25 protein-coding genes are annotated in these 23,038 nt (G+C 33.5%); 12 read left to right on the forward strand and 13 right to left on the reverse strand.

Annotated elements, in window-relative coordinates:
• Nucleotides 1-106: 106 nt before the first annotated feature.
• From endA to ACKI44_RS03075, 6 genes are all read right to left on the reverse strand, one after another.
• Nucleotides 107-622: a tRNA-intron lyase gene (gene endA / locus ACKI44_RS03050; RefSeq protein WP_407421415.1), complete on the reverse strand. Its 516-nt coding sequence runs from the start codon at nt 620-622 to the stop codon at nt 107-109.
• 112 nt (nt 623-734) lie between these two features.
• The gene (locus ACKI44_RS03055) at nt 735-1,439 is read right to left on the reverse strand and encodes a metal-dependent transcriptional regulator (protein ID WP_407421417.1); all 705 of its coding nucleotides are present in this window, start codon (nt 1,437-1,439) and stop codon (nt 735-737) included.
• A 162-nt stretch (nt 1,440-1,601) separates the two neighbouring features.
• Nucleotides 1,602-6,098, reverse strand: coding sequence for a transglutaminase domain-containing protein (locus ACKI44_RS03060; RefSeq protein WP_407421419.1), 4,497 nt, complete (start codon nt 6,096-6,098; stop codon nt 1,602-1,604).
• Between the two features lie 393 nt (nt 6,099-6,491).
• Nucleotides 6,492-8,147, reverse strand: a complete 1,656-nt coding sequence (thsA, locus tag ACKI44_RS03065) for a thermosome subunit alpha (protein ID WP_407421421.1) — start codon at nt 8,145-8,147, stop codon at nt 6,492-6,494.
• Between the two features lie 202 nt (nt 8,148-8,349).
• Complete coding sequence (locus ACKI44_RS03070) at nt 8,350-8,577, reverse strand: hypothetical protein (RefSeq protein WP_407421423.1); 228 nt, start codon at nt 8,575-8,577, stop codon at nt 8,350-8,352.
• A gap of 249 nt (nt 8,578-8,826) precedes the next feature.
• Nucleotides 8,827-9,258: a hypothetical protein gene (locus ACKI44_RS03075; RefSeq protein WP_407421425.1), complete on the reverse strand. Its 432-nt coding sequence runs from the start codon at nt 9,256-9,258 to the stop codon at nt 8,827-8,829.
• Nucleotides 9,259-9,506: 248 nt separating this feature from the next.
• Here ACKI44_RS03075 and ACKI44_RS03080 point away from each other — a divergent pair, with 248 nt between their 5' ends.
• From ACKI44_RS03080 to ACKI44_RS03095, 4 genes are read left to right on the forward strand one after another with little or no spacing between them, the layout of a single operon-like run.
• On the forward strand, nt 9,507-10,541 hold the full coding sequence (locus ACKI44_RS03080) for a hypothetical protein (RefSeq protein ID WP_407421427.1): 1,035 nt from the start codon (nt 9,507-9,509) through the stop codon (nt 10,539-10,541).
• 31 nt (nt 10,542-10,572) lie between these two features.
• Nucleotides 10,573-10,728 carry a hypothetical protein gene (locus ACKI44_RS03085; protein ID WP_303736312.1) on the forward strand — a complete coding sequence of 52 codons (156 nt, stop codon included), beginning with the start codon at nt 10,573-10,575 and terminating at the stop codon, nt 10,726-10,728.
• Between the two features lie 39 nt (nt 10,729-10,767).
• Nucleotides 10,768-11,220: a hypothetical protein gene (locus ACKI44_RS03090; RefSeq protein WP_407421429.1), complete on the forward strand. Its 453-nt coding sequence runs from the start codon at nt 10,768-10,770 to the stop codon at nt 11,218-11,220.
• A gap of 1 nt (nt 11,221) precedes the next feature.
• Entirely contained in the window at nt 11,222-11,863 is a 642-nt protein-coding gene (locus tag ACKI44_RS03095) for a DUF116 domain-containing protein (protein ID WP_407421431.1), read from the forward strand.
• Here ACKI44_RS03095 and ACKI44_RS03100 read toward each other — a convergent pair.
• Genes ACKI44_RS03100 through ACKI44_RS03115 form a run of 4 tightly spaced genes read right to left on the reverse strand, consistent with a single transcriptional unit; the run spans nt 11,860 to nt 14,875 of the window.
• Entirely contained in the window at nt 11,860-12,063 is a 204-nt protein-coding gene (locus ACKI44_RS03100; protein ID WP_407421433.1) for a hypothetical protein, read from the reverse strand. The genes ACKI44_RS03095 and ACKI44_RS03100 overlap by 4 nt on opposite strands.
• 4 nt (nt 12,064-12,067) lie before the next feature.
• Nucleotides 12,068-13,270 carry a hydroxymethylglutaryl-CoA reductase (NADPH) gene (hmgA, locus tag ACKI44_RS03105; protein WP_407421435.1) on the reverse strand — a complete coding sequence of 401 codons (1,203 nt, stop codon included), beginning with the start codon at nt 13,268-13,270 and terminating at the stop codon, nt 12,068-12,070.
• A gap of 1 nt (nt 13,271) precedes the next feature.
• Nucleotides 13,272-14,132 (reverse strand): succinate--CoA ligase subunit alpha, encoded by an 861-nt coding sequence (gene sucD / locus ACKI44_RS03110; protein ID WP_407421437.1) that lies wholly within the window; start codon nt 14,130-14,132, stop codon nt 13,272-13,274.
• A gap of 17 nt (nt 14,133-14,149) precedes the next feature.
• Nucleotides 14,150-14,875 carry a hypothetical protein gene (locus tag ACKI44_RS03115; protein ID WP_407421439.1) on the reverse strand — a complete coding sequence of 242 codons (726 nt, stop codon included), beginning with the start codon at nt 14,873-14,875 and terminating at the stop codon, nt 14,150-14,152.
• A gap of 150 nt (nt 14,876-15,025) precedes the next feature.
• On the opposite strand from ACKI44_RS03115, the gene aroD reads away from it, so the two are divergent.
• From aroD to ACKI44_RS03155, 8 genes are all read left to right on the forward strand, one after another.
• On the forward strand, nt 15,026-15,706 hold the full coding sequence (aroD, locus tag ACKI44_RS03120) for a type I 3-dehydroquinate dehydratase (RefSeq protein WP_407421441.1): 681 nt from the start codon (nt 15,026-15,028) through the stop codon (nt 15,704-15,706).
• 5 nt (nt 15,707-15,711) lie between these two features.
• Nucleotides 15,712-16,326, forward strand: coding sequence for a S24/S26 family peptidase (locus ACKI44_RS03125; RefSeq protein ID WP_407421443.1), 615 nt, complete (start codon nt 15,712-15,714; stop codon nt 16,324-16,326).
• Nucleotides 16,327-16,503: 177 nt separating this feature from the next.
• Nucleotides 16,504-16,734, forward strand: coding sequence for a hypothetical protein (locus tag ACKI44_RS03130; protein ID WP_407421445.1), 231 nt, complete (start codon nt 16,504-16,506; stop codon nt 16,732-16,734).
• A 5-nt stretch (nt 16,735-16,739) separates the two neighbouring features.
• Nucleotides 16,740-17,966 (forward strand): HD domain-containing protein, encoded by a 1,227-nt coding sequence (locus tag ACKI44_RS03135; protein WP_407421447.1) that lies wholly within the window; start codon nt 16,740-16,742, stop codon nt 17,964-17,966.
• Nucleotides 17,967-17,974: 8 nt separating this feature from the next.
• Nucleotides 17,975-18,523, forward strand: coding sequence for a UbiX family flavin prenyltransferase (locus ACKI44_RS03140; protein WP_407421449.1), 549 nt, complete (start codon nt 17,975-17,977; stop codon nt 18,521-18,523).
• Nucleotides 18,524-19,087: a precorrin-6Y C5,15-methyltransferase (decarboxylating) subunit CbiT gene (gene cbiT, locus ACKI44_RS03145; protein ID WP_407421451.1), complete on the forward strand. Its 564-nt coding sequence runs from the start codon at nt 18,524-18,526 to the stop codon at nt 19,085-19,087.
• A 19-nt stretch (nt 19,088-19,106) separates the two neighbouring features.
• The gene (locus ACKI44_RS03150; RefSeq protein ID WP_407421453.1) at nt 19,107-19,868 is read left to right on the forward strand and encodes a hypothetical protein; all 762 of its coding nucleotides are present in this window, start codon (nt 19,107-19,109) and stop codon (nt 19,866-19,868) included.
• Nucleotides 19,869-19,872: 4 nt separating this feature from the next.
• Nucleotides 19,873-20,484, forward strand: coding sequence for a molybdenum cofactor guanylyltransferase (locus ACKI44_RS03155; RefSeq protein WP_407421455.1), 612 nt, complete (start codon nt 19,873-19,875; stop codon nt 20,482-20,484).
• Here the strand turns inward: ACKI44_RS03155 and rrp42 are convergent.
• The 3 genes from rrp42 to rrp4 are packed head-to-tail and all read right to left on the reverse strand — an operon-like array spanning nt 20,467 to nt 23,009.
• Nucleotides 20,467-21,252 carry an exosome complex protein Rrp42 gene (rrp42, locus tag ACKI44_RS03160; RefSeq protein ID WP_303736296.1) on the reverse strand — a complete coding sequence of 262 codons (786 nt, stop codon included), beginning with the start codon at nt 21,250-21,252 and terminating at the stop codon, nt 20,467-20,469. The two genes, ACKI44_RS03155 and rrp42, sit on opposite strands and share 18 nt — an antisense overlap.
• Nucleotides 21,253-21,261: 9 nt before the next feature.
• Nucleotides 21,262-21,954 (reverse strand): exosome complex exonuclease Rrp41, encoded by a 693-nt coding sequence (gene rrp41 / locus ACKI44_RS03165; protein WP_292798944.1) that lies wholly within the window; start codon nt 21,952-21,954, stop codon nt 21,262-21,264.
• Between the two features lie 23 nt (nt 21,955-21,977).
• The gene (rrp4, locus tag ACKI44_RS03170) at nt 21,978-23,009 is read right to left on the reverse strand and encodes an exosome complex RNA-binding protein Rrp4 (protein WP_407421457.1); all 1,032 of its coding nucleotides are present in this window, start codon (nt 23,007-23,009) and stop codon (nt 21,978-21,980) included.
• Nucleotides 23,010-23,038 lie beyond the last annotated feature (29 nt).

Genomic DNA, 23,038 nt, shown 5'->3' on the forward strand with positions numbered 1-23,038 from the left:
TTTTATCACCTTACTCATGTAACTTCATTAAATTAAATGTTTGATTAATAATTATTATAGTAATTTAAATAACTAATTGAAATATTGTATCTTGAATAAATTAAAGCTATGGTCTTGTCCATTCCACATTATAGTACGTTATGTCCAAATCATCATCGACAATTGCCAATAACAATTTTTTATTAACTCCGTGAGAAACCCTGACATAGCTTGCAAAGTCAAGTGCTGAAATGTCATAATTCTCATATACGATTTTAACGAGAAAATCTGAATGGCCTTTTCCCGGAGAACGGCCACGGTCATAGAGACGGAAATCGGAACCGTACTTGAATCCGGTTTTTATAACATAACCCCTATCCTTCAGGTCACGGTAGACAATGTATCTGCCGTAGAGATCCCTTTCCTTTAAAAGATCGATTAAATAGGATACAGTACACAGGATATCATCTTCATAAACATCCAAACGGTCCTTTTCCATTAAATAACAAGCTTCAATTAAAGAAAGGTTTAATGTGTCCTCTTCGATTTTACCAAAAAAGCTTTTCTCATGTAAAGCAATAGGCCTTTTACTGCCTTCTTCTATTTTAACTGATACAATTTCATTAGATAAATTACCACGCATTAAAACACCATAATAAGAAAAAAATTATTTTAATGCAATATATTATGAAGTTGATGTTATATAAAATATTTGTTTATAAGAAAATTTTAAATTAAAAAAAAGATTTGAGGGTTTAAACCCTAATAAAAATGTTATTTGCCATTTCAGGTGAAAGAGAAAAGTCTTCATCTTCAATGGTAACTACAAATTCATTTCCATCATTATTGTAATAATGGATATTATTTCCAACTGCAATTCCGGCATCGGCAATTGAATCCAGGAGTTCACTATTTCCGCGAATGAATGAAATTACCCCTGAAGTGTCCGGATTTAATTCAGAAATTGAAAGCAGGTTAAATTTCCTGTTGATAACATTGTCAAAGTCTTTAACAGAGAAACATTGCTGACAGCTGTCAAAATCCAAATCACATGCAGGAATTACATTATCATCAGGACATAAATCAGGATGGTGCAACATGGTACATAAAGCCCTTTCAGCTTCGTCGGATAATGTGTGTTCCATTTCACAAGCCTGATCGTGAATATTTTCTTCTTTAACTTTTAAAATATCCAATAAGAATTTTTCTAAAATTCTATGTTTTCTAGTGATTTTTTGAGCGATTTTCATTCCTTCATCTGTTAAGGTAGCGCCTCTGTATGGAGTGTAAACTATATAACCTAAATTTTCTAATTTTTTAAGCATTTGAGTTACACTGCCCGGAGCAATTCCTAACTCCTTAGAAAGAGTTGTGGTTGATACTTGTTCTTTATTACTACCGTTTCTATAAAGAACTTCCAAGTATTCTTCAATATTTTCACTTATTTTTTCATCAGCCATGAAAAATCCACCTAAATTTATAAATGTTAATATATTTAATTTAAGAGTATAAAAAAGTTTTGGTTAACCTAAAAAATAAGTTGCTTATTTTAAAAAAAATAGGAAAAAAGTTAATAAAATTAATTATTAACTGATTTTAATTATTATTTTACGATTTCAGACCTAATAAGGTAAAATATCATATGTTCCTCTGTCAGTGTATGAAGAGGTATCCCAATTGACGATAACTCCAAAGGAGTTTCTTGCACTGGTTGGATCTGCATTAACCCATACTCCATCAACCAGGAACTGTACCCATACGTGTCCATACCATGAACCGCTTAAGGTGAAATAACAGTATCCTGTTGCAAATCTGGCAGTTAAATCAACAGCCCTTGCCATTGCAACAAGCAGTTGAGCCTGGTCACAACAGTTACCTGAACCGGAGATTAATGTACCTTCAGCACCTTTTTGAGTATCATAATAGAATTCATATTCAATGTAATCCCTTACATAGTTGAATAAAGCAGTAGCTTTATCCCTAGTCGAAGTCAATCCAGCAACCAATGATTTAGCTAAATCAGATACGGATTTTGATGAAGGGGAAACATATTTAACATGAACGGAAGCAGGTAATGCCCCATGATCAGCATAATAGTTCAATACACGTGAGAATGTGTCCACTAATGTAGCATATGCAATTCTACCTAAATCAGATGAAGCATAATTTGGAATAAGGTTATTATTACTAATAAAGTTAGCAACCCTATTTGCAACATCAAGATATTGGGTTTTTGTTAAGTCACCGTCGACAGCATCACCGGTTGGATTTTCAGGTCCGGTAATATCCACGAGAGTAACTGGCTTGAAGTTAGAAGCATCAATCTGTACAGTAGCCCTAGTCATCAAGTACAGGAACTGCTGGATAGTGTATTTACCCTCTTCCACAACAATATATTCTGGGAATTCATCATATTCAGCATAATAATCCGCCAGATAAGCTGCACCGTCAACAATACTTCCAATGGAAACTTCATCTCCTGAATCACCAGGGTCTGTAGGAACAGATTCTGAAAGTCTTGTTAATACAGAATCGGAACCTATAATCTTTTCATGACCGGTAACACCACAGTAATCACTATCACAGTGATAACAAGTCAATTCACCTTCATAAGTTCCTTTTGGATTGATAAGTAAAGTTCCATAATATTCGCAATTTGGACAGTAGTTCAACCAGGTTGTAGTATAGTTAATGTACCTGTATTCCTGTGTTGAATAACTTGGAAGCATGTTAACCGTTAAAGTCGGTTCATCCAAGAAATTATTTACCAATACCATTGCAGGAAGTGCAGAATTGGATGAATAGAAATCCAAAGCACGGGCAAACATGTAGACCATTGTTTCATACTTAATATCACCAATTAAAGCTGTCATGTTAGTTGGTGCCTGATTATTTGAGTAACAATATTCATTTACACGTCTACAGACATCCATATATGCAGCTTTATCCAATTCGCTGTGAATAACATGACCGGCATTATCCGCAGGGTCAGTCACAATTATTGAAACAATGTCTTCTTTAACATCACCGTTCAATATCATTAATGCTTCACTCATCAGGTATAGGAACTGAGGAAGTGTGTAACTGTCAAGACCTACACCGACTTTGTAAGGCAACATATAATTTTCTTCAATATAATATTTTAAATCAGATGCTGCAATTATAACATCATTAATATCAATTACATCACCATATGAAGGATCCACCAAATCATTGAAGTCCAGGAATACGGATAAACCGTATCTAAACATTATGACACCGCTAGCACCATTATCAATAACTGTTTGTGAATCTGCAAAGAGTTCAGTGTATGTTAATTTTGTAGGATTGTCATCTGATACATATGACTGTAAACCTGACCAAACTTCAGCACCGTTGGAGTTCTGTACAAACCATTTTGTAGTTGAAGCCAGCCAGCTTGTTCCAGTACCGTAATTTCCTTTATATTGCATTGGAATAATTACATCAAGATATTTGGTAATAGCAGGAATGTCCTGACCATAATAATAGATATCATTAGTGGTTTCAGGCATTACAGCAGCTGACATTATAATGTTAGGGTTTACTTCACGGCATGCGGTAGTAGCCTGCCTTACAAATTCAGTGATTGCAGCTGTACCTCCACTGGTTTTATAAGCAGTACCAGGATATCTTAAGTAATCGAAGTGAACACCAGCCACGCCTTTTAAGCCAGCATAGTATTTTGCTTCGTTAATAACTTGATTGAAGTATGCTTGATTAACTGATCCGCCAGAGACAGGATTGACCCATGATCCGTCTGAATAGAATACCTGCATCCAGATATGGACATTAATTCCATAGGAGTTTGCTTTTTCAATCCATGATAGAACTTTAGATTCACCATGTACTGTAAATGCATAGAAGTTTAATAAAATATCAGTAGTACCTAATGATGCAAATTGAGCTAAATCAATGCTTTCCATATCTCTACCAAATGACCAGTAACCGAATCCGTTAGAAGTACGTGATTTGGAAACGGAAATTTGAGTTGCAGTTTCACTTGAGTAGTAATCCTCATCACCGTCAAATGAATATTCTATGAAATATGTGCCGGCATTCAATTGTACAGTTAATGTAGCTATACCCTGTGAATCAGTAATTCTGGCATATTGTCTAGAATTGATTTTGAAGACAACAATTTGATCAGCTAATGGATTGTTCTTTTCGTCATACAATGCAACTTTAAGATTAATATCTGTATCAGCAATGAATTTAGAAGCAGACATCCATTTTAATGAAGTTGGAATTTTTTCTTTTACAGTGACATATGCTTCACCCTGACATGCTTCAATTCTGTCTTCACCTGCATAGTAATATTTTATGAGATAAGTTCCGACATTAAGATTAATTGCAATTGACGCATCACCGAACTCATCAGTTGTTCTGGTATAATTTACACCATTGATGTTAAGTGTAATTATCCTATATGGCAATCCAACATTACCGACATTTAATGTAACATAGAATTTTTCACCATCACCATAACCAACTGTTGTATTTTCACCAATCAGTACAGATTTATTACCATCAATTACTAAAAGATCTAATTCTTCAGTCAAGTCTTGATAATTGGTACTGTTAAACCTATATGAGATTGGGTAAACACCAGGTTCTAGATTAATATTTAATTTTGCAGTACCATTAGCATTAGTGGTTCTTTTATAAACAATACCATTTACAGTGAAATAGATAGGTTCATTTGGAATAACAACACCATCATCAGTAAATACAGTAACATCAAATGTTTCCTTATTATTATAATATATAATACTGCTACTTGTATTAAAGGATATAGGAATACCTTCCATTATAATAATAGAACCCTTTGCTGTAGATGACTTATATGGACCAGAACCAGCATATGTGAAAACAGGGTCATAATAACCTGCTGGTAAAATAACATCTATACTAGCAACACCATCATCATTAGTAGTTAGAGTACTTGTTCTGCCGAATAAATCCATATCTATATTCTGATTAGCTACACCATAACCTAACTCATTCATTAATGTAACATTAATAGTTTGTTTATCATCTACAAAGTAAGTATAATTATTAGTGAGTATATTAGTCTTAGCTGAACTTAATACCTTAATGTTATTAGCATGCATTTCACCATTAGGGTGATATGCTGTTATAATATAGTCCCCACCTTCTAAGTTAATATTCAATTTAGCAGTACCATTAGAATTAGTAGTACGAGTATATAATACACCATGAATATTAAATTTAACACTTGTATTAGTTAATGGAGAACCATCACCATCTAAAAATGTAGCATAATACTGATGACTATCCTTATATACTTTAGTTAAATCCTCACCTGAAATGGTAGATAATACAGTAATATTATTACTATACATATATCCGGTAACAGGATGTATAGCAGTTAATATATATTGTTTAGGTTCTAAGTTAATATTCAATTTAGCAGTACCATTTTGATTAGTCTTACGGTCATAAAATACACCGTTAATATTGAATATGACTGTAGCATTAGTTAATAGAGAACCGTCACCATCTAAAAATGTAGCATAGTATTGTGTTGAGTTTCTGAAATATTTTACAAGATTATCTCCAGAAATTGTAGAATAAACCTCACATTTAGCGGTTGTTTTAGTATCTAAGTAATTATCATTACCATTATAATAAACATCAAAATTATATTCTCCAGGATTTAAATTAATGGCAATTGAAGCCTGACCATCACTGTTAGTGGTTCTGGTATAATTTATCCCAGAAATTGAAATTAATAAAGTCTGATTAGCTAACTTATTTCCATCAATATCACTTAAAGTAGCTATAAATTTTGTTCCGTTCTTATAATATAAATTAATATCTGGTGCATCTATTTTAACAGCTTTTTTCGTTGATTCATTGCCCGCACCTATAGTATCATCCACGTTTGTATCAACGTTGTTAATTGATAAGATATTTGAAGAATCTGACTCTACACCCCCATTATCAACAGCTAACAAAACACCGTCTGAAACTTGAGCGGTATAGTTATCATCTATATTTATTTCACTTGCAGAAATAACACCGATCGACAAAAATGCAATCAATATCATTAATGTCAAGAATATTTGTTTTTTCAAAATACTTAACCTCCTGTAACGTATTTTACAACTATGGAAAAATCCTATTTTCCATTATGTTTATAATATATTAAGAATATCTTATATAAAGTTATTTATTATTTTTATGGCTTTAAACGGGACGAATTTTAAAAATTAATACTAAAAAACTGTAAAAATAACCTAAGAAGTAAAAATATGTGTAGATTAGCTAATAAAAAGCTTAAAGGATATGGATTTATTAACTAGGTTAAAACCTTAAATCAAAATCAAAAAAATTAGTATAATGCTTCTTATATTAAATTCAATGTATAACCTAATATTAAAATCAAAAATAACAAATATTTACAAAAAACTTATTAAAATTATAAATTTTAATAAAAAAAATAGAAAAATAAATGATGTAAATCAAGTTTACATCATTGGAGGCATACCGCCCATTCCGCCCATACCACCTGGAGGCATTGGAGGCATACCGCTAGCATCATTTCCGGACTCATCAGGACCGGTTGAGTTGAGTGCATTTCTAGCTGCAATCATGTCATCAATACGCAATATCATTTCAGCAGCTTCACCGGCAGATTGAAGAGCCTGAACTTTTACTCTTAAAGGTTCAATAACACCGTCTTCTTTCATGTCAACAACTTTACCGGAGAATACGTTAATACCGATAGCATTTGAGTCTTCGTGAGCAGCCTTTAAGTCAGCAATTAAGTTAATGGTATCTAAACCTGCATTTTCAATTAAGGTTTTTGGAATGACTTCTAAAGCTTCAGCATATTTTAAAATAGCTAATTGTTCTCTTCCACTTACAGATTCACCATAATCTCTTAACTGTTTTACCAAATCAATTTCACAAGCTCCTCCACCAATAAGAACTTTACCTTCTTCAATGGTAGCGGCAACTACACCTAAAGCATCATCTAAAGCTCTTGCGATTTGTTCGGTTACATAACGGGTACTTCCTCTTAAAACAATTGAGGATGCTTTTGGATTTTCACATTCTTCAATGAAAGTTAATTTGTGATCAAAGAGTTTTTCAAGATAAACTTTACCTGCGTGACCTAATTTATCTTCAGATAAGTCTTCAATATCGGTGACCAATTTAGCACCGGTAGCTTTTTCAATTCTTTCCATATCTGATTTTTTAACTCTTTTAAATGCCATGATTCCTGCTTTTTTAAGATAGTGTTCAGCCAAATCATCAATACCTTTTTGACAGAACAATACATTAGCACCGGAATCAACAATCTGGTTAACTAAATCTTTAATCATTTCTTCTTCATTGTCTAAAAATGCAGCAAACTGATCAGGAGAAGTAATATCAATTTTAGTACTGGTATTGATATCTTTCAATTCAATAGGATATTTCATGATTGCAATTTTTGCATCTTCAACACTTTCAGGCATGTTTTTGGATAAAGGAGTTTTATCAATAACAATACCTTCAGCTAAAAATGAATCTTCCACTGAATCTCCGGAAACTCTTTGAATATTAATATTGTCAATATCGGATACGCCGTCTTCTTCAATTCTTAAAGCAGCATCAACAACTAATTCTGCTAAATGTTCTTTTGCATAATCTGATCCTTTACCACTCATTGCAGTTACAGCAACACTTTTAAGAGTTTCTTTATCATCAGCATCGATAGCTATATCATTTAATATTTCAACAGCTTTTTTAGTTGCATTTCTGTATCCTTTAACAACAACAGAAGTTGCAATACCGCCTTCTAATAATTCTTCAGCTTTAGCTAATAATTCACCTGCAATAACAACAACAGAAGTAGTACCGTCTCCAACAATATCTTCTTGTTTTTTAGCGGTTTCTACAAGCATACGTGCTGCAGGCTGTGCAATATCCATTTCTCTCATGATAGTTGCACCGTCATTTGTAATAGTGATATCACCCATACCACTAACAAGCATTTTGTCCATTCCTTTAGGACCGAGAGTAGTTCTTACAATACCTGCCAATACTTTAGCAGCAGTAATATTCATTCTTAAAGCATCTCTTTTAGAATATCTTTCGGTTCCTTCAGGAAGAATAAATATTGGTTGATTTGCCATATATTTTCACCTTTAAAATTAATTTCATAATATTGTATAACCATTATACATTAATAATATTGATTTGTGATAATATAAAAATATTGCCTTATCTTGAAAAATTAATGAAATTTAAAAAAAATTAGATAAAAAAGAATAAGTGCTTAAAAAAGCACTTATATTAATTATGGGAGAAACTTGATTTAATTATATTGCTAATCCGTTATCTGAAAAAACCCTCAAGAATGCTGAGAGGTATAAGTTCCATTCCCTCTGGAGAAGTAGGCTCAACAACAGGTCTCTCATCTCCCGGAAAAACAACTGTAGGAATATCTTCAGATGAATGATCTTCTATATTCGGAACAATCACATCTACATCAGATGCCGCAACAGCATAGACCCCAACAAATGCTATTGCAATTAACAATAAACATAATATTATTTTATTCATAGTATCCCTTCAATTAAATTTAAAGTAAATGTATTATTTTTTAATACTTCTACTTAGTTATACTATTTGAAAAAGACCATATATAAATGTTTTCGAATGTAGGCACTTGCATACATCATTAAATGATAAAAAAATAAAAAATAACCAATTATAATATAAATAACCAATAATTAAAGATTATTGAAAAATTAGATAAAAAAGAATAAGTGCTTAAAAAAGCACTTATATAAATTATGGGAGAAACTTGATTTATTGTAAAATTGGACCTTTTGGACCAATAGGATTAACTGGGTGATCATGTATGTCGAAATTAACACCAGGAAAATGTGGACCAAAATCTGGGCCCAAACCTCCACAAATTGAAGATTCCAGATAAATACAAATAGGAGTACCTCCTAAGTCCACTGCAGGGTAAGATTCATACATCCAAGGACGATTCATTTCAGGTCTATCAGAACTAATAATACTAGGAGTCTGAATAATACTAGGACCTTCTAAATCTGAACTAATAATACTAGGAGCCTGAATAATACTAGGACCTTCTAAATCTGAAACAACATTTTCATTAACACCAAACTCAGGTCTATCGGAACCGAAGTTATCGACATCAGATGCTGCAGCAGCACCTATTCCAATAAAAGCTATTGAAATTAATAATAAACTTAAAATTATTTTATTCATAGTATCACTTTAATAAATTTAAAGTAAAGGTATTAGTTTTTTAATACATCTACTTAGTTATACTATTTGAAAAAGACCATATATAAAGATTTTCGAATGTAAGTACTCACTTGCATTGTTAAATGATTAAAAAAGAAAAAATAACCAATTATAAACTAAATAACTTATAATTAAAGCTCAATTCAAAATATAAATTATATTTAAAAATATGTTAAATTTTAAAAGATGAAGTACATATATAATATTATATGTATCAAAAAGTCATTGAAGATATAAAAAGAAACCTCGGGTCAAACAATGAGCTGAACCGCAGATATTTAATTTCCCAAATTGAAATATATAAAACCCATGAGGATTCAACGGAAATAATCAAAGAAATCTCCAGAATGATTTGGGAATGTTTAACTCCCGAAGAGCAGGAAGAATTCGAAAGAATCGTTAATGAGGAAAACCCCATTAAGGAAACATTGATTGAAGCGGAATTTTATATACAGAACAATGACTATGAAACTGCACTTGAAAAACTTGATACATTCATAAAATCACAGCCCCAACTCTATGAAAATGATGAAATCAATGAGTACCATAGCTTTTCCAACCCTTTAGAGGAACTGATATTCAATGAGTTTATAGGATGTGAGAAGGAAATTAGATATATACCGGACAACCAGCCGTTGGAAGATTTATATTATGCTTATGGATTTTTATTAAGAAATGCCGCACGTTTGGAGGAAGCGGAAATAGCTTTAAAAGAGGCCCTCAGAATAAATCCTGTATCAGCAAAAATCATATTGGAATTATGTGACATTTATAAAATGAAAGCTCCCACATTCAACAAATTCTACTTTTATACAATGGATGCTCTCAGATATGCATATTCAGGATATGAACTTGCACAGATTTACAGGAATCTGGGATTTTACTATTATGAGGAAAACAATATTGAACTGGCTGTTTCATGTTACAGGTACAGCTTAAAATATGAAAATGACCCATTTACTCAGGAGAGAATAAAACAGCTTGAAAAATCATACAATATTTCTTTAGATAATGAAAAATGTGAGGAATTAATGCATTACAAGCACATTAAACTAGAAGTTGATTCATTCATAACTGAAAACCTGGAAAAACTGGCAATGGAATATGAAAAGGACAATCTTTTAAATCAGTCACTGTTCTTTTATCGTCTCTTGTACAGCATTACTAAAGAAAATAGAATTTTTGAAAAAATCAAAAAACTTGATTTGATGCAAAGAAAACAAAAGAAAAATTTAATTATATAATTAATATATAATATTATAAAGGTGATTTTAAATGTGTTCTAGCGGTGGGCCGATGGCCGACATTGATTTGAATAAATTAAAAACAAAAAGATATAGATGTTTAGACTGTGGAAATGAATTCAAAGGCCTTGGTAAGAAAGTTGTTTGTCCATCTTGCCAAAGCGACAACGTTGAATTAAAAGAATAAATAATTATTTATTCTTCTTTTTTTATTTTTTGGGATAAAATGGATATTGATTTTAATTATGATGAAATATTGTTTTTGGAAGGGGAAAGCGGAATTGTCGGTGTTGTAAAAGTAGCACATGACAATAAAATGCTCTTTATAGCTACGCAGGACAATGAAGAAATTGTTCAGTTCCTTGAAAAGGACGACATCATAGCAGTATCTAACTTTAAAAAAGACAAACGTGCAATAAGATCACAAGCCTATTTAACCCGTGAAGAGGACTCACCGATAGTTATCCTGAATAAGGACCATCCATCCGTCAAGAGATTGGCACAGGTATTGTCTGTAGGTGAAAAGGTTAAGTTGAACTGCAATATCATTCCCGGAACACACCCCGAACAGGACGTATTATGTTCATGCGACTCACTGTCAGGATTATCTATCGTTAAAACATCAACTGGCGTAAAACTAAATAGAAATCATGAAAATTACACTATTGAAAGGTTCTAACATGTTTAACTTTGACTTTATTTATACTTTTTTAGGCCAGCTGCTCGTATTCATCATTATTCTAATTATAATATTATTTATTATAGCACTTCTTTTCGGAAGAATGTTTTTAAAAAGGGGAATAATAATATTTCCAAAAGCACTTTTATTTATAATTGACACTCTTTACTCACCGTTTAAATCAATTGCCAAGCTTTTAAAGCTTGATGATTATCTGATTGACAATATGAGTATAGAAATAAGAAATGACATCAATAAAAAGAAATTCCAACAGATTCCCGCCAAGGAAACATTAATATTTTTACCACATTGCTTAAGACATAGGGACTGTCCGGCCACACTTCAAAAGGACGGCGTTAACTGTACCTGCTGCGGATTATGCTCCATTGGAGTCATTAAAAAGAAAGCTGAACCTAAAGGGTATAAACTTTATATCGTACCAGGATCAAGCTTTGTTAAAAAAATAGTTATGGAAAATAAGTTCAAGGCAGTGGTTGGCGTTGCATGCCATGAGGATTTAAATCAGATAATGATGTTGCTATCTGATTTTTGCCCACAAGGTGTTCTACTTAAAAAAACAGGATGTTATGAAACAAAAGTGGATGTCAGTGAAGTATTAAAAATAATCAATTCAAAAGACTAATCATAATACTTCATGAATTCTTTAGATTCTTCTGTTTGAGAAAATTCTTCAATGAAAGCTTTTAAATCCTTGATAAATTCTTCTTTTCTTTTGTCAATATCTTCAATTTCAGAATAATCTTTTTTAACTGCAATATTCATTATAATATCGTCAGTTTCCAAGTTAATTTCAGGTAAAAGTAAATTGTCAATGTCTTCCATCTTTTCAACCTCGGCCTAATTCTTGATGTGCTCTTGCCAAGTGTCCGGCAGCTAAAGCACCAACTAATGATAATTCTCCTGCAAGAACAGTACTTGCAACAATTTCTGCAAATTCACGGGCTTTTCCGGAACCTGCAACACCTAAAATATTCAATCCTTCATTAGCTACCTCAAGACTGGTTCCACCGCCAACGGTAGCAACAGGTAAATCCGGCAGGTTAACTGAGAAGTATAAATCTCCATCACGGGCTTCAGCAGTTGTAATACCCAATGACCCTTCAACAACGTGAGCTGCATCCTGACCTGTAGCCAAAAAGATAGCTGCAACCATATTAGCGTAATGGGCATTATAAGCCATGCTTCCACCAACGGCAGAGCCTATCAGATTTTTAGCAATGTTGACTTCCTCCATTGCTTCTGCTGTGGTTTTTAACTTCTTATTAACAATATCTTCAGGAATTAAAATATCTGCAACAACACTTTTTCCTCTTCCTTCAACCATATTGATTGCTGCAGGTTTTTTGTCAACACAGACATTACCGCTTAGTGCAATGTGGCGTGCGGCGGTTTCGCTTGCCAATTTATCCAAAATCTTTTCTGTAGCTATTGTTACCATATTCATACCCATACTGTCCCCTGTAGAGTAGACGAAACGTGGGTAAACATATGATCCGGCAATAAGAATAGGGTCTATTTTAAGAAGCTTGCCGTGAGATGTTGTGCTTTCAGCGATTTCTTTTAATTCAGCGAAATTATCAATAAACCATTGTTTGATTTCCATGGACTGTGTAGCATTTTCGGTTTTGATAACTGGCGCACGTGTCATGATATCTGATAGAACGTGAGCATTAACACCACCTGAAGCAGTAATTGTAGATGCTCCCCTGTTAATTGAAGCCACAAGTGCTCCTTCGGAAGTTGCAAGAGGAATGTAAACCTCACGTTTGCAGTTATCACCGTTTATTTTCAAAGGTCCTGCAATTCCCATAGGCAGCTGCAAAACTCCTATTGAGTTTTCGATGTTTCTGGCTGAAGCCCTTTCCATATCAAGAGTATAATTAGAAATATTGTCCAGATTAATGGAATATTTCTGTTCTAAAAATTCACGTCTAATGTCTGTGGCCTCTTTGGCTGAAACTTCCTTGTCTACCTGGTAGAGTTTTATTTCACCATTAAGTAATTTATCAATAATTTCTTGATGAGTCATGTTATATTTCCTTTTTAAGTAAATCAACAATTTCAGATGGCATTTTTGCTACTTCCACACCAGCACCGTTTAAAGCTTTGGTTTTACTTTCTACAGTACCGCTATTTCCTTGAATGATAGCTCCTGCGTGACCCATTCTTTTTCCTGGAGGTGCGGTTCTTCCTGCAATATATGATACGACAGGTTTTGTCATTTCATTTTTAATGTATTCAGCAGCCTTTTCTTCTGCATTACCACCGATTTCTCCGATTAAAACAACAGCTTCGGTATCATCATCAGCTTCGAATCTTTTTAAGATATCAATGTAATTGGTACCTACAACAGGGTCTCCACCAATACCGACACAGGTACTTTGTCCGATTCCTGCACGGGTAAGTTCACTTGCAATTTCATAGGTTAATGTACCGCTTCTTGAAATTAAACCTACATTTCCTTCATCAAAGATATGTGTAGGCATGATTCCTAATTTACCGACGCCAGGAGAAATGATTCCAGGAGTATTAGGGCCGATAACAGTAGTTCCCATCTGTTTTGCATAAGCCATAATATCCAAACTGTCATGAACAGGAATATGTTCTGATATGATTACGACCAAATCCAAGTGTCTGATTGATTCAAAAGCAGCATCTTTTGCAAATTTTGCAGGAACAAAGATGATTGAAGAGTTGATATCAGTTTGTTCAACAGCTTCTTCGATGGAATTGAAAATCGGTACACCCATGAAGTCCTGACCTCCTTTTCCAGGAGTTACGCCAGCTTCAATGCAGGTATCATATTTTAACATTTGTTCTGTATGAAAAGAACCTTGCTTTCCAGTGATTCCTTGAACTAAACATTTTGTATTTTTATCTAATAAAATCATAATATAACATCCCTTAATTAACGTAAAATTCTAGTTTTATTTTGAAATGGAATAGCTAAATCTATTACATTACCGTTCATTAATGCCGTAGCGGAAAAAATCACACTACCAGGCAATACATTACAGGTTGTTCCTCTTTCAACCAAATAAGTATTCTTATTACCCAGGGCAGCTCCAATCATCGCGCTTGCTATAACACCAACGGATTCTATATTTTCAACCGTTGCAACAACAACAGGATCATCTGTTTCAGAAGAAACATATCCTATACCGGGAATTTTTCTTGTCTTTGCCTCAATTAAATCTGACACATCAGTTAAATTGTCCATGCCTCTTGCCGCCTTGATGGCAGAATTTGCAACATCGGCAACAAATGGTTCTCCACCATAAGTGTCAAAACCTAAAATAATTGCATCAGGATAATATCCCGGACGGAACTTGGCCTCTGCATAGGAAATTCCTTCTCCGGCTTCAGATTCATCATCTGATATTCCGGACAAATCTCCCAAGTTTTCAGCACAGTCCTTTAAAATATCAACTATTCCTCCGTTAACAGTTTCAAGCAAATCATCTTCAACAAATGCCGTGACAACAACATCATCACCGGTGACATTGGTTAAAGCTGCATGACTAGCCCCTAACTCAATAAGTCTATAAAGATTTTTCTCTATATTTTCCACTAATGTATTACTACAGGACACATCATTTTTAGAAATGTCGGCACCTATAGCTGTAACTTTCAAAATAACACCTTTAATTATTTAATTAAAAAAATTAATAAAATCAAAATTTTATCTGTAATATATTATGTTAGTTAATTTATTTAAATATTAAGTCATAACCAAAAGTTTTTAGAAAAAATTAATTATAACAATATTCAAAAATATTTATTAATGTATTCACAAACTAAAATAGCTATTCCAATTTTTCAAAGTAAAATTGATGAAGTAATAGAAGTTGCAAATGACTGTATAGACAAGGGTGCAGATATTTTGGAATTTAGAATTGATGCACTTAAAAATCCTGATTTTAATGAAATAAAGCATACTATTGAGGAAATTAATTTTCCCATGATTGCAACCAATAGAATATCGACAGAAGGAGGTTCTTTTAAAGGATCAGAAGAGGAAAGGATTGATATTCTATATAAATGTGCTGATTTAGTTGAATACGTTGACATTGAACTTCAAAGCGATGATGAATATATCAATATGATTCATGATACCGGTGTTAAGACCATTGTCTCTTACCATGACTTTGAAAAAACACCGGAAATTGATGAAATAACCTATATCGTTGAAAAGGAACAGGAACTTGGAGATATTGCCAAAGTTGCATTTATGCCAAAGGATTTGGATGATACGTTAAAGGTATTGGCCATTCTTTCCCACTGCGAAAACACAATCGCCATTTCAATGAGTGATTTGGGCAGTTATACAAGAGTAATGGCTTCCAAATTTAATTCACCAATTACCTTTGCTGCAGGAAGAGATGCTACCGCTCCTGGACAGATTGATATAGAAACTATGAAGGCATTGCTTAATATGGATTTGAATATCATGGATGAAGGGTGATTTGAATGGCTAGCAAGGGTACTTTAGCTATAGGTATTGCATTAATTATTTTACTTATTATGGGAGGATATTTCCTGTTTGCCGGAGAATCCATTACTGTTTATATAGATGGTGAAAACGTCACTTCACAAGCAAGAATATCCCCGTTTGCCGGCGTTAATACTGATGAACTGAACAAGGAAATTTGTGAGTATACATTCAGCGCAATGAATAATACTACCGCAGACGCTAAAAGTTTAAAGCAGGGAATTTTAAGAATTTGTCTTGCACATGGTCTGGATAACGTCAAGGTTAAGGTCGATTCATCATTAGGTGAAAATAAGATTCCTGTTTTATACCACGTTCAGGGAAAATCGATGTATCCTACATTAAGTGACGGACAGACGGTTATCGTTGAAAAAACCAAAAACATCAAAGCAGGAAATATAGTGGTGGCCAACTCATCAGAATATGGCGTCATCATCAAAAGAGTATCCCAGATTAAGGGAGGCAAAATCTATTTAACGAGTGACAATACCAATGTGGAATCAGAATACAGAGACGGAGTTTTATATGAAACAAAAGGAATTTCGACTTGGGTAGATTCTAATGACATATGCGGTGTTGTAGTGCAGTATTAAACTGTATTATCTTATTTTTTTAAACCTATCACATCACCAGAGCAATTTAATTAAATTATAAAAGATTAAATAACACTTTAACCATAGTAAATAACATATAAATTAAAATTAATTAATCGTGTTATTATGAAACAATCAACCCAAGTATATTTAGTGATATTTCTAATAATTGCAGTGATGGCATTTGTTTTTAGTAGTGTATTTGCCAGTGTAGCTGATATAGACAATACCAACACTACAAAACTTACTGCAATTGAAGATGACGGATTTGAACCGCATGATATTAAAAATGTGGAAGTAATCGTTCCAAAAGTCCAGAATACAACACAAAACACGACAACACTAAAAAACATAACCGATGACATTATAGAAGTGGCTGATAATACCTGGAATGAGATAATAGGGTGATCAGTATGGAAAAAAAGAGAAAATTCATAAGAGATAGTGTGTATGGAGATATTAGATTATCTGAATTTGAAGTTGAAGTAATGGATATGCCACAGTTCCAGCGCATTAGAAGAATCAAACAGTTAGGATTAATTAATTTAATATATCCCGGAGCAAACCACAGCAGATTTGAACACTGCATCGGAACAATGAATCTGGCATCAAAACTGGGCACTGAGTTAGACTTATCCGAAGATGAAATTGAACTGGTCAGAATGTCCGGGCTTCTCCACGATGTTGGCCATGGCCCATTTTCCCATGTATCTGAAGCAGTACTTTCATTTCCCCATGAAGAGCTTACAAAATACGTGATTGAAAAAACATCAATGCATGATTTACTTGATGAAAAATTTGACACTAAAGAAATTGTCGAAATCATTAACGGTAACGGACATTTGGGTCCGATAATATCCGGAGAATTGGATGTTGACCGGATGGACTATCTTTTAAGAGATTCACATAATACCGGTGTGGCCTATGGAGTAATCGATTATGAAAGAATCATATCTAATTTAAGACTTGATGACGGATTGGTGCTTGACATAAAAGGTGTTCAGGCTGCCGAAGGAGCTTTAGTATCAAGATACTTTATGTATCCTAGTGTTTATCAGCACCACACCACAAGAATTGTTAATTCAATGTTTAGAAGAGCCTTAAAAAGGGAAATCGATTCAGGGAAAATCGATGCACATGACATGTACAAATATGATGATTCAGACATCATTTCATTATTCAGACAAAGTGACGATGAAATAGTTAGAGACATGATTAACAGACTGGACAATAGAATTATCCCGAAAAGGGTGAAAACCATAAGGCTGGATAACTTTAAAACTCCTGAAAAATTATATAAAATCGAACAGAAAACCCTTAGAAAAGCTGAAGAGGAAATAGCTGAAGATTATAATATGGACAGAAACTATGTCTTTATAAATATTGCCGAATATCCTCGTTTCGATGAGATGAAAACGCAGGTCAGCGTTGATGAAAAATTATATCCGTTGACTGAAATTTCCAATATCATAGGAGCACTAAGCAAAGCAAGATTCAATATTCCGGACATCAGTGTTTATGTCCCAATCGAGGAAAAGGAAAGATTTGACAAGTTAAAATTAAATCATTACCTGGATTTACCTGAAATAGACAGGGAAAAATTCCATGGAATACATTATGATCAGATTAAACTATTTTAAGTGATAGAATGATAGTTGTTGCAATTACAGGAGCCAGCGGAGTAATATATGGAATAAGACTTCTTGAAGCATTGAATGAACTGAAAATAGAAACCAGCTTAATTATTAGTGATACTGCTAAAACCGTGATAAAAACTGAAACCGACTGGGAAATAGAAGACATTATTAAATTGGCAGACAATTATTATGAGTTTGATGATTTAACCGCATCAGTTAACAGCGGTTCATTTAAATTTGAAAGTTTGGCCATTGTACCATGTTCCATGAAGACATTATCATCAATAGCCAACGGATATGGCGACAATACCATTACAAGAGTTGCAGACGTGAGTTTAAAAGAAAGAAGAACTACTGTTATCGTTCCGAGAGAAACTCCACTTAGAACTGCACATATAAAAAATATGCTTACCTTATCACAAGAAGGAGCTATAATTTTACCTGCAATGCCAGGATTTTATTCAAATCATGACACTGTTGACGAACAGATAAATTTTGTTGTTGGTAAAATCTTAGATTCCTTAAATATAGAAAATAACTTATTTAAAAGGTGGGAATAAATGTTAGAAGATATGGATTTTATTAAATCATGCGATGTTCCGGGCCCTACAAAAGAAGCCATAAGAGCAATCATACTCTACAAATCAGATGTTAAAGACACTGACAATGTAGTGGATGTGGGATGTGGAACTGGAGGCATTACATGTGAATTCGCTCAAAGAGCCAATCACGTGACATCAATCGATATAAATCCTGAAGCTATTGAAATGACTCAGAAAAATCTTGACAAATTCGGACTTGGAGATAACGTTACATTAATCTGTGGCGACGGAGCTGAAGCACTTAATGATGTTGAAAATATTGATATTGCTATTGTGGGGGGCAGTGGCAAACAATTGGAAAACATTTTAGAGCTGATTGACTCCAAACTGAATCCAAAAGGAAGAATCATCGTTACCGCCATTCTTGTTGACACTAAAGTGGAAGCGGTAAACAAATTGAAAGATTTGAATTATAATCCTGGAATCATGGAAGTGAACATCTCTAAAGGAAGAGTTCTTGACCGTGGGATTATGATGATGAGTGAAAACCCGATAGCGATAATATCTGCTAAAAAAAGATAAATACTTTGGAGATTATAAAATGGAAAGCCATAACAGGTGGAAAATAAAATTTTCAATAATAATGATTATTGCAATAATCGTTATTTACGGATCAAATATACTGATTTTAAAAGATCCCGAACATGTCGTCTCTTATATCTGGACACATTTAGGTTTCATTCCGGTAGATATACTCATCGTGGCATTTGTACTTGATGAAATAATAAGCAAAAAAGAAAAAGAAGCAATGATGGAAAAACTTGATATGATTATGTCCACATTCTTTTCCGAAATTGGAAACGATTTAATCGGCCAGTTAAGTTCTGTCAATGCACATAAAGCGGATACCAATTATCTCGAATCCATCAAAAACTGGGATGATAACGACTATAAAAACAAATTGAAAGAAATCAAAAACAAAAATATCCCATTTAAAGCGGATGTTTCACCGGAAGATAGAGAAGAATATTTAACAAATATTAGAGATTTATTGATTAATAAAAGAGAATTTATAATTAATTTATTGAATAATCCGAATTTACTTGAAAAAGAAGAATTTTCAGGATTATTGACTGCAATTCTTCATTTGGATGAGGAACTCGAACACAGACCTGATTTAAGCAAAGTCAGCGATATCGATTTCAATCACCTCAATGGAGATATGGAAAGAATTTACAATAAGCTAATTCACGAATGGATTTACTACTTAAGATACCTTAACAAACACTACCCATACATGATTGCATTAATAGTTCGTACAAATCCGTTTGATGAAAATGCAGACGCATACGTAAAGGAATGAAAAAATGAAATCTTGCATTATTTTATGTGGAGGGCAGAGCAGAAGGATGGGGCGAGACAAAGGGTCTTTAATTATTAAAGATAAACCCATGATTAAATACATACTTTCCACATTAAATAATGAAATGGATGAAGTTATAATCGTTTTAAATGATGCTGAGAGGATTGATAAATATGGGGAGTTTATTGATCCTCAGGATTATAACTATGAGATGAGATTTGTAGAAGATAAGATTAAAAATAAAGGTCCGATATCAGGTATTTTAACCGGCCTTGAAAACATTTCTACAGATTATGCAATAGTATTTCCATGTGACAACCCATTTGTTACAAAAAACACCATTCAAACTCTTTTCAGTGAAATTACAGAAGATATACAGGCAGTTGTACCATACCATGACAGCGAAAACAAGCTAAAAACATCAGAACCGCTACATTCAATATACAATAAAAATATTGTTCCAATAATAAAAGATCTGATTTCAAAAGACTCCCTGCACATTAAAGGAGTAATAGAAAAAATAGATACGAAATTTGTTTTAATAGATAATGAAAAAATATTAAAAAAAGAATTTAGAAATCTTAATCATCCGGAGGACTTAAAGATATTCGACTAATTCTTTTGTTTTTGAAATTGCTGTATTGACAGCGGAAAATATGTCTTCTTTAGTTAACGGTTGCTGACCGCCTTTTTGCATAGCACAAATTCTGCCTTCTTTGGTAACACCAACATTTAAACGAGCTTTAGCAACACGTTGTTCGGATAATGTAGGGTCTAAAACCATTTTATCACCAATTTTAACGAAAGTACACATAGCTACTTCATTATTGATTGGTAAATCGAAGGTATTTTCCTTATCGATTACAACTTCATCATCTACAACACTTGCAGTAGGCAATTTAGTGCTTTTAAGTGCAGCCATAACAGCCAATTCCGCAGCGTCGAAAAGGTTTCCGCAGTTGTCGATTATGTGTAAATCAATAAACAACATCCAGACGTGTTTACCTTCTTCAACACAGAGCTTATCCAAATCGACCAATTCACTTTCACGTATTCCTCTATCGACAACACGTGCAAGTTCAATGGAATCGTCACCAGGTGGTCCAGGTTCAAAGGTAGGATCAGCCATCGGCAACATTTCACAATTGGTCATTAATACACCAAGATCAGGAGTGTCTGGGAATGGACTACCAAGTTGAGGTTTGATACCTACGATAACTTGAGTTCCACCTATTTTTACTCTTGCAGAACCTTCAGCTTTAGAAATAACATCAGTTTCAATAGAAATATCCCTATATTCATCAAGTGCCCTACCATCTTCCCTTTTATCATTGCTGATAAGGCTTGTAATACTTTCTCTTGTAATTTCCGGTACTATATCCATTTTAAACACCTATTCTGTAGAGTATTTTTTCATTAATGCTTCTTTTTGAAGCTCACTAACTTTCATACATCCTTCCATAGCTAAATCAATAGCTTTTTGGAATTCTTCCTCAGTTAAATCTCCATCACTTTGAAGTAAAGTAATTTCACCAGTTCTTGGCATGATAGCTATAGGAACGTCAGCCTGTCCTTCCTTATCTTCAACTTCAGATAAATCTAGAACAACTTCATCATTGACTTTACCTGCAGCACATCCTACAACAATATCTTTCATAGGAACTCCTGCATCGACAAGAGCAACGGAAGCTGCTGTAATTCCAGCACAACGGGTTCCGCCTTCTGCTTCAATTACTTCAATATAAATATCAACCATTGAACGTGGGTAATTTTCCAACATTAACGCAGGTCTTAATGCATCTGCAGTAATTTTTGAAATTTCAGATGATCTTCTGTCAGGACCTGGCCTTTTTCTGTCATCCACTGAAAATGGAGCCATATTATATCTGCATCTAATTACACCAGTATTAGGTTCAAGTAACCTTCTAATATATGATTCTCTAGGCCCATAAACAGCAACTAAAATTTTATTTCCACCTACTTCAAGATAAGCGGAACCGTCAGCACGTTCAAGAACGCCTGCTTCAATTTTAATAGGACGTAATTCGTTATACTTCCTACCATCCTCTCTAATCATTTCAGACATCTTATCAACCTCATAAACAGAAATTATCGATTATTTAATATAAATGAATTATTATTTGACTTATCACTGTAGGATAAATTCTTATCTTTTCTACTTTGACTTTTCTTTTTCAATTCTTCGATAACATCATAAAAATTAGGTTTATCCTCAGTATCTTTTTCTTCACTAGCTTCAGCTTCAACTTCTTCTTCAGCGTCAGCTTCCTCTTCAGTTTCAATTTCACTGTCATCTTCAGTGTCAGCTTCCTCTTCAACTTCAGATTCAGCCTGCATTTCTTTTTCAGCTTCAGCTTTTTCTCTTTCTTCTTGCTCTAATTCTTCTTTGAAGTTTTGAAGTTTAGGTTTTTCCAATACAAATTCTTCTTCTGTTTCTTCAACAGGCAATTCGCCGTCAATAGCTAGGCATAATTTGTTTTTGATTTTATTGGTTAAACCGGAAGTATGAGCTTCAGCTTCAATAGTATGGATAATTTCACGGGTAAGCTGTTCCATGTCTTCATTTCCTTTAACCCAAACAAGTCCGTTTTGACCAACGACAATTTTACAATTGGTTTTATTTTTAATCATGTTGATCATGGAACCTTTTTTACCGATTAATCTAGGAACTTTTGTTGGAGAGATATCTACAATGATTCCTCCTTTAAATTTACCCAATCCACGGCCTTTCAAACCAAGTTTGGCTTTTTTAACTTCATCTACATCAATTACTCTTAAAAAGAGTACGTCACCTACATCGTATACTTTATTAAGTTCTTTTTTATCCCTACCAAATACCTCAAAAGCAGGTAAAATTCCGGAATATGGAGAATTGATGTCTACATCCCACATTGAGAATCTGACATCATTAATCTTACCGATTACAACATCTCCCTTTTTAGGAACATATTTGCTTTTGAGAGGGATTACACGAATTTTCTTATTTCTTAGAGAAACTAAACCAATTAAAGAAGAACAGACTTTGCCGTTTTCTTTAAAAGTTCCTCTTCCTGGATAATAATCGTCATCTGCCAATATTTGACCAGGAATTACTAAATTTTTATCTTCCACATATATCATAAAAATCCCACTCTATGAACATGAATATA

It is taken from the genome of Methanobrevibacter sp. (assembly GCF_045646205.1).
Classification (GTDB): Archaea; Methanobacteriota; Methanobacteria; order Methanobacteriales; family Methanobacteriaceae; genus Methanocatella.

Bases quoted from the DNA above. Each gene is read 5' to 3' on its own strand.
- endA (WP_407421415.1), bottom strand. From the start codon at position 622: ATGCGTGGTAATTTATCTAATGAAATTGTATCAGTTAAAATAGAAGAA.
- ACKI44_RS03055 (WP_407421417.1), bottom strand. From the start codon at position 1,439: ATGGCTGATGAAAAAATAAGTGAAAATATTGAAGAATACTTGGAAGTT.
- thsA (WP_407421421.1), bottom strand. From the start codon at position 8,147: ATGGCAAATCAACCAATATTTATTCTTCCTGAAGGAACCGAAAGATAT.
- ACKI44_RS03070 (WP_407421423.1), bottom strand. From the start codon at position 8,577: ATGAATAAAATAATATTATGTTTATTGTTAATTGCAATAGCATTTGTT.
- ACKI44_RS03075 (WP_407421425.1), bottom strand. From the start codon at position 9,258: ATGAATAAAATAATTTTAAGTTTATTATTAATTTCAATAGCTTTTATT.
- ACKI44_RS03080 (WP_407421427.1), top strand. From the start codon at position 9,507: ATGTATCAAAAAGTCATTGAAGATATAAAAAGAAACCTCGGGTCAAAC.
- ACKI44_RS03085 (WP_303736312.1), top strand. From the start codon at position 10,573: ATGTGTTCTAGCGGTGGGCCGATGGCCGACATTGATTTGAATAAATTA.
- ACKI44_RS03090 (WP_407421429.1), top strand. From the start codon at position 10,768: ATGGATATTGATTTTAATTATGATGAAATATTGTTTTTGGAAGGGGAA.
- ACKI44_RS03095 (WP_407421431.1), top strand. From the start codon at position 11,222: ATGTTTAACTTTGACTTTATTTATACTTTTTTAGGCCAGCTGCTCGTA.
- ACKI44_RS03100 (WP_407421433.1), bottom strand. From the start codon at position 12,063: ATGGAAGACATTGACAATTTACTTTTACCTGAAATTAACTTGGAAACT.
- hmgA (WP_407421435.1), bottom strand. From the start codon at position 13,270: ATGACTCATCAAGAAATTATTGATAAATTACTTAATGGTGAAATAAAA.
- sucD (WP_407421437.1), bottom strand. From the start codon at position 14,132: ATGATTTTATTAGATAAAAATACAAAATGTTTAGTTCAAGGAATCACT.
- aroD (WP_407421441.1), top strand. From the start codon at position 15,026: ATGTATTCACAAACTAAAATAGCTATTCCAATTTTTCAAAGTAAAATT.
- ACKI44_RS03125 (WP_407421443.1), top strand. From the start codon at position 15,712: ATGGCTAGCAAGGGTACTTTAGCTATAGGTATTGCATTAATTATTTTA.
- ACKI44_RS03130 (WP_407421445.1), top strand. From the start codon at position 16,504: ATGGCATTTGTTTTTAGTAGTGTATTTGCCAGTGTAGCTGATATAGAC.
- ACKI44_RS03135 (WP_407421447.1), top strand. From the start codon at position 16,740: ATGGAAAAAAAGAGAAAATTCATAAGAGATAGTGTGTATGGAGATATT.
- ACKI44_RS03140 (WP_407421449.1), top strand. From the start codon at position 17,975: ATGATAGTTGTTGCAATTACAGGAGCCAGCGGAGTAATATATGGAATA.
- cbiT (WP_407421451.1), top strand. From the start codon at position 18,524: ATGTTAGAAGATATGGATTTTATTAAATCATGCGATGTTCCGGGCCCT.
- ACKI44_RS03150 (WP_407421453.1), top strand. From the start codon at position 19,107: ATGGAAAGCCATAACAGGTGGAAAATAAAATTTTCAATAATAATGATT.
- ACKI44_RS03155 (WP_407421455.1), top strand. From the start codon at position 19,873: ATGAAATCTTGCATTATTTTATGTGGAGGGCAGAGCAGAAGGATGGGG.
- rrp42 (WP_303736296.1), bottom strand. From the start codon at position 21,252: ATGGATATAGTACCGGAAATTACAAGAGAAAGTATTACAAGCCTTATC.
- rrp41 (WP_292798944.1), bottom strand. From the start codon at position 21,954: ATGTCTGAAATGATTAGAGAGGATGGTAGGAAGTATAACGAATTACGT.
- rrp4 (WP_407421457.1), bottom strand. From the start codon at position 23,009: ATGATATATGTGGAAGATAAAAATTTAGTAATTCCTGGTCAAATATTG.